At 44.6% G+C, this 16,701-nt stretch carries 18 protein-coding genes; 14 read left to right on the top strand and 4 right to left on the bottom strand.

The window, feature by feature from the left end:
- Window positions 1-102 precede the first annotated feature (102 nt).
- Complete coding sequence (gene rsuA, locus AACR75_RS15795; RefSeq protein WP_017044313.1) at window positions 103-798, bottom strand: 16S rRNA pseudouridine(516) synthase RsuA; 696 nt, start codon at window positions 796-798, stop codon at window positions 103-105.
- A gap of 104 nt (window positions 799-902) precedes the next feature.
- Between rsuA and AACR75_RS15790 the strand changes: the two genes are divergently transcribed.
- The 6 genes from AACR75_RS15790 to AACR75_RS15765 all read left to right on the top strand — a co-directional run bounded on the left by AACR75_RS15790 (window position 903) and on the right by AACR75_RS15765 (window position 6,163).
- Window positions 903-2,645, top strand: coding sequence for a DEAD/DEAH box helicase (locus AACR75_RS15790; protein ID WP_047690955.1), 1,743 nt, complete (start codon window positions 903-905; stop codon window positions 2,643-2,645).
- A gap of 65 nt (window positions 2,646-2,710) precedes the next feature.
- Window positions 2,711-3,100, top strand: coding sequence for a PepSY domain-containing protein (locus AACR75_RS15785; RefSeq protein WP_010318383.1), 390 nt, complete (start codon window positions 2,711-2,713; stop codon window positions 3,098-3,100).
- 9 nt (window positions 3,101-3,109) lie between these two features.
- Window positions 3,110-3,769 (top strand): response regulator transcription factor, encoded by a 660-nt coding sequence (locus AACR75_RS15780; RefSeq protein WP_010318384.1) that lies wholly within the window; start codon window positions 3,110-3,112, stop codon window positions 3,767-3,769.
- Window positions 3,759-5,099, top strand: a complete 1,341-nt coding sequence (locus tag AACR75_RS15775) for an ATP-binding protein (RefSeq protein ID WP_013857021.1) — start codon at window positions 3,759-3,761, stop codon at window positions 5,097-5,099. The genes AACR75_RS15780 and AACR75_RS15775 overlap by 11 nt, the downstream gene beginning before the upstream one ends.
- A gap of 227 nt (window positions 5,100-5,326) precedes the next feature.
- Window positions 5,327-5,605, top strand: coding sequence for a 50S ribosomal protein L25 (gene rplY, locus AACR75_RS15770; protein WP_010318386.1), 279 nt, complete (start codon window positions 5,327-5,329; stop codon window positions 5,603-5,605).
- 165 nt (window positions 5,606-5,770) lie between these two features.
- On the top strand, window positions 5,771-6,163 hold the full coding sequence (locus AACR75_RS15765; protein WP_017046183.1) for a ribosome recycling factor family protein: 393 nt from the start codon (window positions 5,771-5,773) through the stop codon (window positions 6,161-6,163).
- Window position 6,164: 1 nt separating this feature from the next.
- Here AACR75_RS15765 and AACR75_RS15760 read toward each other — a convergent pair whose 3' ends face one another.
- The gene (locus AACR75_RS15760) at window positions 6,165-6,521 is read right to left on the bottom strand and encodes a PilZ domain-containing protein (protein WP_017046184.1); all 357 of its coding nucleotides are present in this window, start codon (window positions 6,519-6,521) and stop codon (window positions 6,165-6,167) included.
- Window positions 6,522-6,814: 293 nt separating this feature from the next.
- Here AACR75_RS15760 and AACR75_RS15755 point away from each other — a divergent pair, with 293 nt between their 5' ends.
- Complete coding sequence (locus tag AACR75_RS15755) at window positions 6,815-8,101, top strand: DEAD/DEAH box helicase (protein WP_047690953.1); 1,287 nt, start codon at window positions 6,815-6,817, stop codon at window positions 8,099-8,101.
- A 200-nt stretch (window positions 8,102-8,301) separates the two neighbouring features.
- Window positions 8,302-8,922, top strand: coding sequence for a LysE family translocator (locus tag AACR75_RS15750; protein WP_013857026.1), 621 nt, complete (start codon window positions 8,302-8,304; stop codon window positions 8,920-8,922).
- A gap of 61 nt (window positions 8,923-8,983) precedes the next feature.
- On the opposite strand, the gene AACR75_RS15745 is transcribed toward AACR75_RS15750, so the two are convergent.
- Complete coding sequence (locus AACR75_RS15745) at window positions 8,984-10,900, bottom strand: bifunctional metallophosphatase/5'-nucleotidase (RefSeq protein WP_047690950.1); 1,917 nt, start codon at window positions 10,898-10,900, stop codon at window positions 8,984-8,986.
- Between the two features lie 299 nt (window positions 10,901-11,199).
- On the opposite strand from AACR75_RS15745, the gene AACR75_RS15740 reads away from it, so the two are divergent.
- Window positions 11,200-11,409, top strand: a complete 210-nt coding sequence (locus AACR75_RS15740) for a hypothetical protein (RefSeq protein ID WP_047690948.1) — start codon at window positions 11,200-11,202, stop codon at window positions 11,407-11,409.
- A gap of 4 nt (window positions 11,410-11,413) precedes the next feature.
- On the opposite strand, the gene AACR75_RS15735 is transcribed toward AACR75_RS15740, so the two are convergent.
- Window positions 11,414-11,665, bottom strand: coding sequence for a DUF1289 domain-containing protein (locus AACR75_RS15735; protein WP_013857474.1), 252 nt, complete (start codon window positions 11,663-11,665; stop codon window positions 11,414-11,416).
- A gap of 165 nt (window positions 11,666-11,830) precedes the next feature.
- Between AACR75_RS15735 and AACR75_RS15730 the strand changes: the two genes are divergently transcribed.
- From AACR75_RS15730 to AACR75_RS15710, 5 genes are all read left to right on the top strand, one after another.
- Window positions 11,831-12,274 (top strand): META domain-containing protein, encoded by a 444-nt coding sequence (locus AACR75_RS15730; protein WP_026028018.1) that lies wholly within the window; start codon window positions 11,831-11,833, stop codon window positions 12,272-12,274.
- Window positions 12,275-12,477: 203 nt separating this feature from the next.
- Entirely contained in the window at window positions 12,478-13,617 is a 1,140-nt protein-coding gene (locus tag AACR75_RS15725; RefSeq protein ID WP_047690946.1) for an ABC transporter substrate-binding protein, read from the top strand.
- A 20-nt stretch (window positions 13,618-13,637) separates the two neighbouring features.
- Window positions 13,638-15,359 (top strand): ABC transporter permease, encoded by a 1,722-nt coding sequence (locus AACR75_RS15720; RefSeq protein WP_047690944.1) that lies wholly within the window; start codon window positions 13,638-13,640, stop codon window positions 15,357-15,359.
- Window positions 15,325-15,972 (top strand): ATP-binding cassette domain-containing protein, encoded by a 648-nt coding sequence (locus AACR75_RS15715; protein ID WP_019282608.1) that lies wholly within the window; start codon window positions 15,325-15,327, stop codon window positions 15,970-15,972. Before AACR75_RS15720 ends, AACR75_RS15715 begins: the two co-directional genes overlap by 35 nt.
- Complete coding sequence (locus AACR75_RS15710; RefSeq protein ID WP_013857469.1) at window positions 15,965-16,603, top strand: CDP-alcohol phosphatidyltransferase family protein; 639 nt, start codon at window positions 15,965-15,967, stop codon at window positions 16,601-16,603. The genes AACR75_RS15715 and AACR75_RS15710 overlap by 8 nt, the downstream gene beginning before the upstream one ends.
- Window positions 16,604-16,701 lie beyond the last annotated feature (98 nt).

Below are 16,701 nucleotides of genomic sequence, written 5' to 3'. Positions count from 1 at the left end.
GTAAAAAACTAATGTGCGGCGTATTATTCGCTGTAACAGGTTGAGATGAAGTCATAGTTCTCCAGATAAATAAGGAATGAAGTTGCAGTAAAGCTAGGCCGTTCAAGCCCCAATAGAAGCCACTTCTTGGTCAGTCAAATAACGGTATTCACCGGGCTCTAGTGCCTCATCTAGCACAATATGACCAATGCGCTCACGGTGAAGGCCAACCACTTTATTGCCTAAAGCAGCAAACATGCGTTTAACTTGATGGTATTTGCCTTCATGAATGGTCAGTAAACATTCATTCTCACCGACGACTTCCAATTGCGCAGGCAAGGTTGGCTCACGCTCATTACGCAGTTCAATACCCGTTAAGAATTGTTCGACATAATTCGCTTCAATAGGGTCTGCAAGCCAGACACGGTAGGTTTTGTCGCATTTGTGTTTTGGCGAGGTAATGCGATGAGACCATTGGCCGTCATCGGTGATCAGAACCAAACCTGTGGTATCGACATCCAAACGTCCTGCAAAATGCAAGTCTTGAACATTCACTTCATCGAGCAAAATAAATGCCGTATGATTGAAGCCGTCTTCATGTGAGCAAACGTAGCCAGCGGGTTTGTGTAACATGATATAGCGCGGGCCATGCAAGATTAACTCACGACCTTGCCACTCCACCTCACACTCCTGCGTCACCTGTAATGAACCACTTTTCTGCGTCTTACCATTTACTGTGACATCACCACTTTTGATGATCTTGGTGGCTTCTTTACGTGTCGCACCTAACGCATCACACAAAAATTTATCTAACCGCATGATTACCTCATCTAAATCAAGTCAGGTATTATACGCAGCTAAAATGAAATAGTTGATCTATTTCACTGTTTTTATCCAGCGTTCAACAAGAGAAAACGCGAGTTATGTACACACTTCGTCCTTATCAATCGGACTCGGTCAAAGCCGTGATCCACTATTTTCGTTATCACACTACGCCCGCCGTAATTGTACTACCGACGGGGGCAGGAAAAAGTTTGGTTATTGCTGAGCTGGCAAGGCTTGCCAAAGGACGAGTCTTAGTACTAGCGCACGTGAAAGAACTGGTAGAGCAAAACCATGCCAAATATGAGGGCTACGGTTTGCAAGGCGCGGTATTTGCGGCAGGTTTAGGACGAAAAGAGACCGATCAACAGGTCGTCTTTGCTTCGGTACAATCCGTGGTGCGCAATTTAGATGCCTTTAAAAATCAATTTTCATTACTGGTGATTGATGAATGCCACCGCGTACCGGATGAGAAAAGTAGTAGCTATCAAAAGGTGATCACCCATTTAAGCGAGCTCAACCCGGGGATTAAAGTGTTGGGGTTAACCGCTACGCCTTATCGTTTAGGCATGGGCTGGATTTATCAATACCATACTCGCGGCCAAGTGCGCAGTGAGGAGCCTCGCTTCTTCCGTGACTGTATTTTTGAGCTACCGATCCGTTATCTGCTCGATGAAGCTTTTTTAACGCCAGCGCGAATGGTTGATGCCCCCGTGCTCAGTTACGATTTTTCGCAGCTAAAACCCGCCAATACCGGGCGCTACAAAGAAGCCGAACTCGACATGGTGATTGAGCAATCGAAACGTGCCACACCACAGATTGTTCAACAAATCATCCAACTAGCACAGCAAAAACAGGGAGTAATGATCTTTGCGGCCACCGTTCGCCACGCCCAAGAAATTGTGCAATTACTGCCCAACAACGAAACTGCCATCGTCATTGGTGACACGCCGACCCCTGAGCGCGACACCATCATCAAGCAGTTTAAACAGCGCCAAATCAAATTCTTAGTTAACGTGTCGGTATTGACCACAGGTTTTGATGCTCCGCATGTTGACCTGATTGCGATTTTACGCCCCACCGAGTCCATCAGTTTATATCAGCAAATTGTCGGGCGTGGGCTACGCTTATCTGCAGGAAAAACCGAATGTTTGGTATTGGATTATGCGGGCAATAACTATGACCTTTATCAACCAGAAGTCGGTGAGCCAAAGCCCGATCCCAGCAGTGAAATTATTACCATTCCCTGTCCGGCCTGCGGTTTTAATAACAACTTTTGGGGTAAACTCGATGCCGCTGGTTTTTTGCTTGAACACTATGGTCGACGTTGCCAAGGCTATTTTACAGACGAAGAAAGTGGCGAACGAGAACACTGTGGTTACCGTTTTAGAGCAAAATATTGCGGTGAGTGCGGGGCTGACAACGATATCGCCGCACGTATCTGCCATGAATGTGACACAACACTGGTTGACCCTGATAAAAAGCTCAAAGAAGCACTCAACCTCAAAGATGCATTGGTTTTTGAATGTATCGAAATGGATTTGAATGTACATAAAGATGCAAGTGGAAAAGCGCAACTGCGCGTTACCTATCGTGGTGAGAACGATGCGCAAGTCCACGAATTTTGGACACTAACCACCAAGAAACAGAAACAGGTGTTCCACGACCAATTTGTGCGACCACACCTAGCCGATAAGCATCGCCCTTTTGATCAATCTTCACCAAGCAAAGTGGTGGCTCATCAACACCGTTTTCGTCCACCACAATTTGTCATTGCGCGAAAAGTGGGACGATTTTGGAGAATACGCGATAAGATCTTTGAAGATGAGCTACAAAACCGATGATTCACTTTCTATTCATGTAAGGTTATTTATACTCTGTTCATCTTATTATTTACAGGGGGCGCAACATGTTGTTCAAAAAGGGTAAAGCTTTCGCACGCTTACTGCTGCTCTCATCATTATCCTTACCCACTTTAGCTGCGAGCAGTGATGTACACGATTGGGTTCAAGACACTTATAAGCCAGGAACCAAGGTAGAGATTGATGAGGATCAAGACGAGGTCTACGCGGCAGTTCAAAAAGGTTTAATTCATCCATTGTCTGAGCTTTATGCCACGATAGATAAAGAACTCAATGGTCGAGTTATCAAAGTAGAGTTAGATGAAGATGATGGTGAATGGGTCTACGAATTAAAACTGATGCATGACAACCGAGTTATCCGCGTAGAATATAATGCAAGCACATTAGAACTAATGGCTATTCGTGGCAGGAACCTACGCGACATCATCAAAAAATAGAGAATAACCATGAAAATATTGGTAGTCGAAGACGATCCTCGTCTTGGGGAACAAATTGTAGAAGCGCTTGAACAGACCGGCTGGGTGCCTGAATTATCACAAGATGGCATTGATGCACTCTATCGCGCCACATCAGAAGAGTGGGATGTGATTGTGCTTGACCTCGGTTTACCCAAGCTCGATGGGCTCACCGTATTGAAAGGCATTCGAGATGAAAACATCAATACGCCCATTGTGATCCTCAGTGCAAGAGACGGTTTGACTCAACGAGTCGAGGGCTTAAATGCAGGAGCGGATGATTACCTCACCAAACCATTTGAGATGGTGGAATTAACCGCTCGTATCCGCGCACAACTGCGCCGAGCATCAGGTAACGCTTCCCCTGTGATGCAAATCGGTGACTTAAGCCTTGATACTCGAACCTCTAAAGTGATGTGGCAAGGTCAAGCGGTGAGCTTGACGGCACTGGAATACAAAGTGGTTGCCTACTTCATGCACAATGCCGACAAAGTCATTTCACGGACTGAACTGGTGGAACACATCTACAAACAAGATTTCGATAGAGACTCCAACACCATCGAAGTGTTTATTGGCCGCATCCGTAAAAAAATCAATAACAACATTATCAAAACCGTGAGAGGACTGGGATACCAGCTTAATGCAAAATAAAACCTCGGCCTTAAAGCGCCTCAGTTTAAAAAGTCGTTTACTGCTCGCGGCAACGTTTTGGTTAGGTACCATGATTTTAGCGGCGGGAATTGGCATTCCCACACTGATCAAAGACTACCTAGTCAATGATGTGCAAAGTCAGCTACGCTTAGCGATGGATGAAATCACGGCGAACTTGGAAGCGACACCGCAAGGGAATCTAGTGCTGTCGTCGCGCCTTTCCGACCCTCGTTTTAGCCAACCCTACAGCGGCCTTTATTGGACGGCCTCAAGCCATGATCAATCGCTTCGTTCTCGCTCATTGTGGGATAAGCGCCTTATCAGCGAAAAACATGGCTTGAAAAGCATCGTCAAAGGCGCAAGAGATGAAAAACTGATCGTCATTGAACAAATCATCTACTTACCAGACTTCCCTTCTCCTATCACCATTACCATCGGTCTTGATGAAGCGCCATTACAAGACACTTTAAACAGCGTAATTAGCCAATTGTGGATGATACTAGGTCTGCTCTTCAGTGGTGTATTGGTGCTGATTGGCTTGCAAGTCAGTTGGTCATTACGGCCGTTAGGGAAAATGCAAAAAGAGCTGGCCGCATTGCGCAAAGGTCAACAAGCCAGTCTCAGTGACGAGTACCCAAAAGAAGTCTTTCCGTTAGTCAATGATTTGAATGCACTGTTATTCCACTATCAAGAATTGCTTGAACGTGCACGTAATCATGCAGGCAATCTCTCTCACGCTTTAAAAACGCCGATTTCTGTACTGCGCAATGAGATCGATCATCTTGATTTCGCACAACAGCAGAAACTCAGAACACCGATTGAACAGTTACAAAAGCAGATTGACTACCATCTAGGCCGCGCGCGCATGGCTGGCTCAATGAATATTCTTGCGGTAAAAGCCAATCCAAGCGAACGGGTAGATGCTATTTCTATGGCATTTGACAAAATTTACGCACAGCGTGAAATCACGTTAGTTAATGAGTTGGATTCTGATCTAGAGGTTGCCGTTGACCCAACCGATCTCGACGAGATGCTCGGCAACCTACTGGAAAATAGCTACAAATGGGCAGCTTCTTTGGTTCGAGTTCACGCAAAAAATCGAGAAGAAGGCTGGGTAGAAATCCACATCGAAGACGATGGCCCAGGTATTGCTGAGCAAGATCTGGCCAAAGCGGTACAGCGTGGCGTGCGCTTAGACGAAACAACCTCTGGATCTGGGCTTGGGTTGAATATTGTCAGTGAAATGGCGCACAGTTATCGCGGTACGCTAACCCTATCGACCAGCACCATGGGGGGGTTAAAAGCGGTGCTAACTTTTCGTTCGGTTTAATGGACGAAATCGAACTCGACATTAAACAATAAAGACTGTCACGGTCCTTCGTAACACTGCAATAAATCGATGCTGCAAGGGATTTTCTATTGCCCCATCTTAGATAGAGTGCTAGTATCCGCGCTCGTTTTGTTAGTAATCATTGATTCACTATCAAAGCTATACCACATCAGCAAGGTCGCATTGCAGATGTGAAGTTTATTTTTACTAATTTGAGTGTAAAAACTATGAAATTCGAAGCAGTAGTACGTACTGAACTAGGTAAAGGTGCGAGCCGCCGCCTACGTCACGCGGGCCAATTCCCAGCAGTTGTTTACGGTGGTGAAGCAGCGCCAGTTGCTATCGCACTGGATCATTCTGACGTGATCAACCAAATGGACAAACCAGAATTCTACGAAGCAATTACTCTAGTAATTGATGGCGCAGAAGTAAAAGTTAAGCCACAAGACGTTCAACGTCACGTGTTCAAGCCAAAAGTTGAGCACATGGACTTCATCCGCATCTAATTTCCTACCAAGGAATTAGTTGGATAAAATCCAACCTTTTGCATAAAGATGATCGGCCTTACCATCCGAGAAATCTAAAAATTCGAAACCCCGATAGCTACCAACTATCGGGGTTTCACCGTTTTATAAGACCGTGTTATAACGGAAAGTCATTCAAACAAGAACATGGCTATTATGATCATCACGATTTCCCTCCCCTCATTGATTCATCGGCTTGGTGGAGAAAATGCGAAAAAAGCAAAAATGCTGGCGAGAGAATATCAGTGCGACCTGAAACGAATACGACGTTCCAGAAATTGGCAAATCAGTGGTGAGATAACGCAACTTGAATTATTGGCAAATCGGCTCAGAGAACTTGATTCACTGGCCATGCAATTTTTAATAACGAGACTCAAAGACAAACTGGCAGAATATCAGGAACAGCTTGAACCCAAATCAGCCAAGTTGGTAAGGCTTGTTAAACAAAACCCATCAATCACTCTCGCCGAACTTATGCACATCACGCACTGCACAATCGCAGAAGCACGCACCGCTCGTTTCAACGCAGACAGTTTTTGATTTAAGCAGAACGTAAAGACGAGAAGTAAGACGGGTATCTTTGGCGAATATAACGCTGTTCTTCAACCATGTGCTTAAAAGCAGGACCATTGGATAGTTGAACCACGACTTCATCTTGTTGAAAGCGCAGTACTTGACCTGCAATTTTGACTGTATTGTTGCTGCGTAGCTGCACCGTACCAGACATTGATAGACCACAATATAAGGTAGTCACTCTCGGCATTGAAATACGAATGCCTTGCTCTGATATTTCACAGACATGGAATAGCTGATCATCAATTTTTACGGTAGGTCTTGCCCGCTTTGGATACTTTAAGCGGTAATATTGCCGTTTCTGTACAAAATCTGCATTGTCCATGGCGTCTATGCATCCTTTATCAAGGTTAATTACTTCTGCGTCATCATGATGATGCTACGCAAGTGTTGAGAGTCTACCATTTATTATCGGCTTCTGAAGTAAAAACATAATAGAAAGATAGGCAACCGCTATGAATCACCAATTCATCTCATTTGTGAACTCAAATACAATTGGTCAATAATGTAGGAAATTTATCACTGATCACGATAAACGTGAGATAAATCACTCTAAATCCTATATAGTGCACGGCTAAAATTAAGAACTGTAGGCTGTCTGCTTAAGGAACCCGTTAAATGTCATTTTCATCTCAAGGTTTTGCACCTGAACTTGTTAAAGCGCTTACTGAATGCGGCTATGAAAAACTTACCCCCATTCAGCGACAAGCCATTCCCGAGGCTCGTAAAGGGCATGATATTTTTGCAACGGCGCAAACTGGCACAGGCAAAACCGCAGCATTCGCACTGCCCGTTATTCAACATCTGTTAGATAGCGGCAAGCAACCTTCGCCTAAAACAGCGCGAGGCTTAATTTTGGCACCCACGCGTGAATTAGTAGCGCAAATTGCCCAGAACATTAAAGACTACGTCAAGTACACCAAACTCAGTGTCGCTGCTGTTTACGGTGGAAATAAAATGTCTTCTCAAGTTCGTCAGCTTGAAATGGGTGTGGACATTTTGGTCGCGACCCCTGGCCGATTAGAAGAACATTTAAGTGAAGGTAATGTTTCACTCGCCAACCTTGAGTTTTTGGTTTTCGACGAAGCAGATCGAATTTTAGATATGGGGTTCATCAATCCCGTGCGTAAAATCATGCTGGAAGTGGAAACCTCACCGCAAATCATGATGTTCTCGGCCACTACATCCACTCAGCTTAACCAACTGGCGGGCGATATTTTACGCAAACCCAAGCGCATTAATGCCGATCGTGCCAATACCACGGCCGCAACAGTGGCGCATGTGGTTTACCCTGTCGATCAAGAGCGTAAAACGGAACTGCTGTCTGAACTGATTGGCCGCAAAAATTGGCAACAAGTCTTAGTATTTGTGAACTATAAAGAGACGGCTAATGAAGTGGTTAAAGAGCTGAAACTGGATGGCATCAAGGCCGTGCTATGTCATGGCGATAAAGCACAAAGTGCACGTCGACGCGCTCTTGAAGAATTTAAAGAAGGCAAAGTGCGTATCATGGTTGCGACCGATGTGGCTGCACGTGGTTTAGATATCGTCGACCTACCGCACGTGGTTAACTATGACATGCCATTTCTCGCCGAAGATTATGTACACCGCATAGGTCGTACTGGTCGTGCTGGCAAACAGGGACATGCTGTCTCATTTGTCAGCCGCGAAGAAGAGTTGACTGTTGTTCAGGTTGAAAACCTTATCCAACAACGCATCCGCCGTGTTGAACAGCCAGGTTATGAACCTAAACAGCGTGATGCCTACATTGAAAAACTTCACACAAAAGCGGCGTACAAAGATCGCCAAGGCCGTCGTAACAACCCAAATGACGAAAAGCCGGATCAAGCCTCAGCAGAACGTCGTTTGAACATGATGAATCGACTAAAAAATCGTAAGAAGTAAGCCATAACAACGAAAGAGCTGCAGCAATGCGGCTTTTTTCATCTCTGTGCATCCTATCTATGCTTCATCATCCCAAACGGTCATCTTTATTGGTTTCAATCCGTAAGTAGCACTGTCGTCAATTGCACAGCAAAGTGAAATAGTGAAGATTGTAATTAATGTGTATGCTAGAGCTCTTGTCTCTCAACACGGATTGATTAATGAGCAGTACTTTACTTCTAGCATTTATACCAACATTCTTTTTTGTTTCGATTACTCCAGGTATGTGCATGACATTGGCACTGAGTCTTGGGATGAGTATTGGTTATCGCCGAACTTTATGGATGATGATGGGAGAGATCGTCGGTGTGGCGTTCGTTTCCATCGCAGCCGTTTTGGGGATGGCTTCGATTATGCTCAATTACCCTTGGCTCTTTACCGGATTCAAAACCATCGGTGCCATCTATCTTGGCTATATAGGCATTCAGATGTGGCGTTCAAAAGGCAAGCTCGCCCTCAGTAGCGACTCACAGGTCACTCCCCATAACAAAGACTGGGATCTTGTCATGCAAGGTTTTGTGACCGCGATTGCTAACCCTAAAGGCTGGGCGTTTATGATCTCCCTACTTCCGCCTTTTATTAATAGTGAAGCACCACTTGCACCTCAACTGTTACTGCTGGTGTCCATTATTATGGTCTCAGAATTTGTCTGTATGACACTTTACGCAACAGGTGGCAAGGGGTTAAAACGAGCTCTAGGGCATTCAAAAAATGTGCGTCTAATGAACCGTATTTCAGGCTCATTGATGATAGGTGTTGGATTCTGGTTATTGATGAGTTAGTCGTTAAAGTAGTAGGCTCTGACTTTTGGCCAGAGCCTTAACCGTTAATTTAAAACTTTAGCTAATCTAAAACATTAGCATTCAATGCCTTGAGCAATACAATATCTCGATTGATACGCTGTTTTTCAGCATCAGAAGCTTGGCTACTTTGCAAAATACGCGCATTGATCGCCTCTTCAGCCGCGGCCTTATTGCTAAAGAGCAGTGCTTTAACATTGATCGAAGCGATATTGCTATAGCGCCCATCATCACTACTTGGTACATCAATTTGGCCACTATTAATTAGAGCTTTCACGATGGCACGTTCCGATTCATACCCTTGCAAACCTTCCAGCTTCCAACGTTGCATTGGTTTCCCTTCGTAGCGGCCTTGCTTTTCTTGGGTGAGATAGCGGATCGTTAGGTTTCTAATAGTTCCTTCCTCTTCGCCATATTCCGCTTCCGAGTCAAAAATAATCGGGAATGACCGCCCTTCAAGGCTACCCCCTTTCTGCGTCAAATGCCCCATTCGGTAACTATTCATACCCAACCGAATATCACTAGTATCATCAATCGGTTGTCCATCAGCAAAACGCAGATCTTTAATTCGCTTACCCGCAGGTTGAGTAAGATCAATGGTGTAAGTGACACCCGCAAAAAAATCATTGGTTGAGTATTTCGATGCGCGCCGCTTTGGATCAAAGCTATAAGTCACATCGCCTGGCGAGACGGAATTGAAATACCCAGCGGCCCATTCCATGTAGGTGCGCAGCTCTTTACCCGTCATTTGGTAAACCGTAATTTCACCACCAGCATATTGATAGTTAAACGCGATATCTTTTGCTTTGATTGGGCCAGTATCAAGTTGAGCTTGGTCATTATCAATTTGCAGTGCGATCACGTTTGCTTTTGGCGCGTAGAAAAAACTGGCTTCCTGAAACAGCGCACTGATGCCGGTATCTTGAATATGCACTTGAGGGATACCGCGTATTTCATCATCAGGAACCAAGTCGACTCCGTCAAGTATCGCAATTTCGCGATTGGCATTTTCTCGTAAGCGTTGATGATAAGGTGCGTACAGCGTTTCCATTTTCGAATCAGAATCAACACCTTTTATAGGGTAAGTGAAGCTGTCTTTATGAACGAGCGTGTATTTGCCATCCTTTTCTTCAAATTGGAAATCGATTCGAGATAAAACGCGTCCATATTTGTCAGGCTCGGTAATGATGACACCGTTTACCGTCGCTTTATCAATTTTAGTGTGCATGTGGCCAGCAACAATGGCATCGATTTCTGGGTTAGCATTGGCAATATCAGATACGCCCGTATCTTTGATGTCGTTTTCGTTATCCAGCCCCATATGCGCAACCAAAACGATCGCATCGACATCATTTTTTATCTGCCCAATCACTTTTTTCACTTCAAGTGTTGGGTTAGTGAAGCTCATGCCTTCAAGGCGATTCGTGCCTTCAGCAAACACTTGTGTCATCGGAGTATCCATTCCAATGATACCGATCTTGACGCCATTTTTTTCAATAATTGTTGCGGCGGGTAAGAATGGATTGCCATCGGGCCTCTGAATATTCCCGGCTAACGCTCGGCCTTTAAATTGAGTCAGGGAGCGATTTAATACCGATAAACCAAAATCAAACTCATGGTTACCCAGCACCCAAACATCGTAGTTCATCTCATTAAAACCGAGCATCATAGGGTCTACGGCTTCATGCTTAAACGTTTCAACAAAGTTTCCCTGAATCGTATCTCCCGCATCCACTAAAATAACATTTTTATCTTGCTCTCGTATCTGTTTAACCTTGGTGGCGATTTGACTTAGGCTCCCCTGCATATTCAGTTTGTCAGCAGCATAATCCCATGGCATAAAATGCCCGTGAATATCGGAAGTACCAAGAATGGTAACCTGATGAATATCGCCATCAGCAGCGAAAGAAGAAGCGGCAATAGAAGCAAGTATTGCGCTAGTAACAATTTTTAGTTTCATAACATACTCATACGTATAAACAGGCTCTCATTAAAACAGAGTGGATATTATTGATTTTATAAATATGTTTATGTGATGGGGTCGCTCATTCGGTTGCAACACTGAAAAGCAATCACAAAATTTCGAGAGCGATCTCTCTTTAAATAGATTCTATGGCTTAAAAAGCTTTAATCGAGCCAAATCAGGTGGTTAATTTTTAATCATAAAATTGAGCAGATTTTAAGCAGATCTTTGATTGACGCTGTACTGGATCGCTTCTATTTTTTCTATTGGTTACCACAACAATGGAGGTTATAGAAATGAAACGCGCAAGTTCCACTTATCGATTACAACTGATAAAAGATGTTGTAACGCGGTACCAACGTACGGATCCAATGGCGAACTATATTCAACAGCTTCTAACAGAAAAACCCGACATGGAACAACCCGATGTGAATAAACGTTTTCACGGTAATCATTTTGATGAACATGCTGGTGGTTGGGTCAGTGATTTTTGGGGAATGAAGTAATTGATTAAAACAGATCGCGCTGCGGGTTCGTTTCTGGCTCGGAATCTGCTTTGTTTTGCGCTTGTTGTTTCTGTTTTTTCCGCTTATAGCGCTGTTGGCATAATTTTATGACATGCAGTTGCTGCGCAGCAGTCATTGAGAGCCAGTTAAAACGCTCTTCCCTTTTACGCATACAGCCTTGGCAATAACCTTTGTCATCAACTGAACATACACCGATACAAGGGCTCAGCACTTTAAAAAATTCGAGTTGCTCCATGGTTACTCAATTATTTTTCCAATTTAATGTCCGCCACATAAGAGTAACGTGTGTCACTTCCTGATTGCAAACTGTGACGCATATAAAACAATCACCTTATACTGACAAAAACAGTACTCAATTTTATATACTGTGCGCGTTTTCCAAATTCTAGGGTCTAATACGATGAAGTTTAGTTCAAAAAAATGGCTAGCCGCAATTTCTCTACCTGTATTGGTGAGTGCCTGTGCAAGTAATGGTGATGTAGAAAGCATCACCGCTCAAGATTTGCAGCATCACAATTGGCAACTAGTGCAAATTGATGGCAAGGACGTGGTCAATAATGACAAACAAAAAGCACCGCGATTAGAAATCGGCGAAAAGATGATGGCTAGCGGTAACGCAGGTTGCAATAACTTTTTTGGGCAAGCCGAGCTAAAAGACAACCAATTCCGCATCGAAAAAATGGGCATGACCATGATGATGTGTATCGGTGATGTCATGGATACCGAGCAGGCGTTTTCTCAAACATTGTCAGATTGGAGCGAGATCAACCTGACTAAAGATAGCCTAACGCTTAAAAATGAGGTTCACACGCTCACCTTTACTTTACGTGATTGGGTAAATTAATTTTAGTCATTCTTCTCATGGCAGTCTGCTCCACCAGGCTGCCATTTCCGTAGACCACCTCACACATCATTCACCTATCTGCGACTTCTGCTTTTTCTTACCAATTCAGATCTTTTGTTTTTTTTCGTTCATAATGAATGAACATGGAAATATCTCCGGTCTATTCACTAAGTCACTGAATAAAGCGATCTTTAAGGATAATTATGAAAAAGCTCATCACCTTACTCTGCACGTGTGCCTTCGCACTTTCCGCGTCAGCGCAAACTTGGCAACAAACCACAGATGCAGCTAAAGGACAAACCGTTTACTTTCACGCGTGGGGAGGAAGCCAAGAGATTAATGAGTACATCCGCTGGACAGGCAACGAGCTTCAAGATCGCTACGGTATCGAGTTAAAACAGGTGAAAGTGACCGATATTGCCGAGACAACAACACGGCTTATTGCAGAAAAGGCGGCCGCTAAAAATAATAATGGCAGTGTCGATCTAGTATGGATTAATGGTGAAAACTTTAAGTCCATGAAAAATAATGGTTTATTGTATGGTCCATTTACGGAGCGTTTACCTAACTGGCAATATGTTGATTCCTCACTGCCGATCGATCAAGATTTTTCAGAGCCGACTCTTGGCCTTGAAGCGCCTTGGGGTGTAGGACAACTGGTGTTTATTTACGATCAGGAAAAGCTCAATAACCCACCCCGTTCATTTTCAGAAATGTTGAGCTACGCAAAGGCGTTTCCGAATCGTGTTAGTTACCCTCGTCCTCCTGAGTTTCATGGCACCAGTTTCCTTAAAGCCTTATTGATTGAACTAACAGAGAACGATGTTGCCCTGTCTAAGCCTGTGGATGAACAAAATTTTGCCATAGTGACAGCACCTCTTTGGCGCTATCTTGATGAATTTCATCCTGTGGCCTGGCGTCAAGGCAAGCAGTTTCCCAGCGGTTCCGCTCAAATGCTGCAATTGCTTGATGATGGTCAGCTTGATCTTTCCATCAACTTTAACCCCAATGCTGTTTTTTCCGCTCAAGCAAATGGAACGCTAGCGGCCTCTACCCGCTCCTACGCGTTTGAAACAGGGGCTCTTTCTAACATTCATTTTCTCGCCATTCCTTGGAATGCGAGCGCCAAAGAAGGCGCATTGGTTGCGATCAATTTCTTACTCAGTCCGGAAGCACAATCTCGTAAAGGAGATCTTTCCATTTGGGGAGATCCATCGGTATTACAAAATGAGTTCTTAAGTGGCAGCGCTAAGAAAACTCAGCTGTTTAAATCAATCGCCGAGCCACATCCAAGTTGGCAAACGGCGCTTGAAGCCGAATGGCAACAACGCTACGGCCACTAAAGAGACTGAGATAAAGCCCGATGTTTAGAGCAAGCTATTTGCTGATTATTGTCATCTGTATTGCCCCAGTTGTTCCCGGCCTACTTGGGGTCATACTCTCCTCATTGGGCTATATTCCTCCCGTTGGCTTGCACCACTTTTCTCTAGATGGCTACATCGCCATCTTACAATGGTCGGGAGTCGGGCAATCTCTACTACTTAGCATAGGTTCTGCGTTAATCAGTACCTATCTCGCCGCGGCGATCTGCTTTGTGATATTGCAATCATTGTGGCACAGCCGTCACTGGTCAAAAGTAGAGAACGCTTTATCACCGTTACTGGCTATGCCTCACGTCGCTTTTGCCATTGGTTTTGCTTTTTTATTCTCACCAAGCGGCATGACGGATCGCCTTTTGTATCATCTGTTTGGAACCTCATTCATGGGAGATGGCGCTTCACTTTTAGTACGCAACCCTTACGCAGTCGGATTAACCTTAGCGTTAGCACTTAAAGAAGTTCCTTTTTTACTGCTGATGAGCATCCCAATTTTGCAGCAATTAAACATTGATAAACTGCAACAAGCAGCGGCTTCGCTGGGTTATTCTCAACCCCAACTATGGCTAAAAGTGATCTTCCCACAGTGGTTAAATAAACTGCGGTTTGCCCTCTTTGCCGTGATTGCCTACGGCGTATCCGTTGTCGATTTGGCACTCATTTTAGGCCCCAATAATCCACCAACGTTTGCAGTATTGGTATGGCAGTGGTTTAGTGACCCTAACTTAGCCTTAATTCCTCGCGCCGCCGCTGGCGCCGTTCTGTTGTTTATACTTGCCAGCGCCATGTTATTGATCGTTCTCTTCATCGAAAAGTGTTCCACGCAACACTACAAACGCTGGCAATACTCAGGCCGCTATGCGCTTTCCTTGCCAGGAAAATCACTGTTTTTATTCATCATTACCTTATCTCTGCTGATGTTGCCTTTAATGGTGGTTTGGAGTTTTGCACAACGTTGGCGCTTTCCAGATTTATGGCCCAGCCAGTTCAGTACCCGTTTTTGGGACAACGAATGGTTGAATATCGCACCAACCATTTATCAAAGCGTACAATTAGCGCTATTCAGCACTGTGATTGCGCTGGTGTTATCTCTACTCGCTCATGAGTATAAGCTCAAATATCAGCGCCATTTACCCAGTTATTTGATCGCCTTGCCGATGCTCATTCCTCAGCTTTCACTGTTATTTGGCATGCAGATCGCCACACTCTTTTTAGCCAGCGATCAGTATTGGCTTTGGGTTACATGGTCACATGTATTCTTCGCCTTTCCTTTTGTCTATCTTGCTTTGGATGGCCCGTGGCAAAGCTACAATCAAAACCTGACTAAAGCAGCGTTGAGTTTAGGAAAAACGCCGTGGCAAGTATTTTGGCAAATTAAAACGCCGCAACTCTTACCAGCCATCGTTTACGCGGCAGCGGTTGGAATGAGTGTGAGCTTAGCGCAATATTTGCCGACTTTGATGCTCGGCGCAGGAAGGATCGCTACTATTACTACCGAAGCCGTTGCGCTCTCGAGTGGCTTTGACCGCAGAGTCACCGCTATCTATGCCATTTGGCAAGCCCTACTTCCTTTAATTTTTTTCACCTTGGCGATTGTGATCAGCCGCCTACAAACTCATCGCCGTACCATGAACCCTATCGTTAAAAAAACTGCCCGTAAGGAAGCCATTACTCATGACGTTCTGCCTCGAAAACCTCGCCATCCATAAACAAAATGGTGAAGCTCTCTTATCGGATTTAAATATCACCATCTCCCCTGGTGAAATTGTCAGCTTAATGGGGCCTAGCGGCTGTGGAAAATCAACGCTACTTAATGTAATTGCGGGTCATTTGGGGAGGGATTTTAGCTTCCAAGGCAGAGTCATACTGGACGGTGTCGACATCACTTTGCGGCCTGCACATCAGCGGCAAGTCGGTATTTTATTTCAAGATGATCTGCTCTTCCCACATCTGACGGTTTGGCAAAATTTGGCTTTTGCCTTGCCCAACTCGGTAAAAGGCCATGAACGGCAGTCTCAAGCAGAAAAAGCATTACAGAAAATTTCTCTCGAACATCTTGCCAATGCTTACCCAGAACAGATATCTGGGGGGCAGCGAGCACGTATTAGCTTGGCTCGCATGCTACTGGCTCAACCTAAACTGGCACTATTGGATGAACCATTTAGTAAGTTAGATAAAGCACTGCGGATCCAATTTAGGGATTGGGTCTTCAATCAACTGGTCGCCGAAGGCATTCCGACCTTGATGGTCACGCACGATAAAGACGATGTTCCGCCTAACAGCCGCATTTTAACCTGCTCATGGGAGAGCGCACATGCTTGATCGATTTAGTGTCAAAATCATTCGTTGGCCACTAGAGAAAACAGCTCAAGGGCTTCATCGCTTAGGCATTACAGCGAACCAAACGACACTCTGGGGTTTTGCTTTAGGTTGCTGTGCACTTCCTGCACTTGCTTTCTCGCAGTACACGCTGGCATTAATTTTCATCATACTAAACCGAATAGCAGATGGCCTTGATGGTGCGTTGGCAAGAATTCAAGGGGTCAGCGATGCGGGAGGATTTCTCGATATCAGTTTAGATTTTCTGTTTTACTCGCTCATCCCGTTTGGTTTTGTGCTGGCTTCACCTGAGCACAATGCGGTAGCTGGCGCCTTTTTGATCTTTTCTTTTATCGGTACGGGAAGCAGCTTTCTTGCCTTCGCCGTGATGGCCAGCAAGCGAAACATCCACAGCCCTATCTACAAGCATAAATCACTGTATTACATGTCAGGCTTGACTGAGGGTACGGAAACGATTGCTTGTTTCGTCCTGTTTTGTCTTTTTCCTCAACATTTTGCCTTAATAGCTTATCTATTCGGCGGCGCATGCTGGTTCACCACCATTACCCGCATTTATTCTGGATTTCAAACACTCTCTAACACTCACTCACGTCAAGAATACAACCATGATTAACGGTATCACTTTTGGCTTCGAACTACGGCTTCAAATCCAGATAATGTAATACATTGGGTAATCGTATAACTCTTCGAAATTCTCATCAATTGAACCAG

Origin of the sequence: Vibrio sp. ZOR0018 (genome assembly GCF_963865925.1) — a bacterium.
In the GTDB taxonomy this organism is placed as follows: domain Bacteria; phylum Pseudomonadota; class Gammaproteobacteria; order Enterobacterales; family Vibrionaceae; genus Vibrio; species Vibrio anguillarum.
Note: the sequence above shows the minus strand (reverse complement) of the source record. Positions and strands in the feature narration are given on the sequence as shown.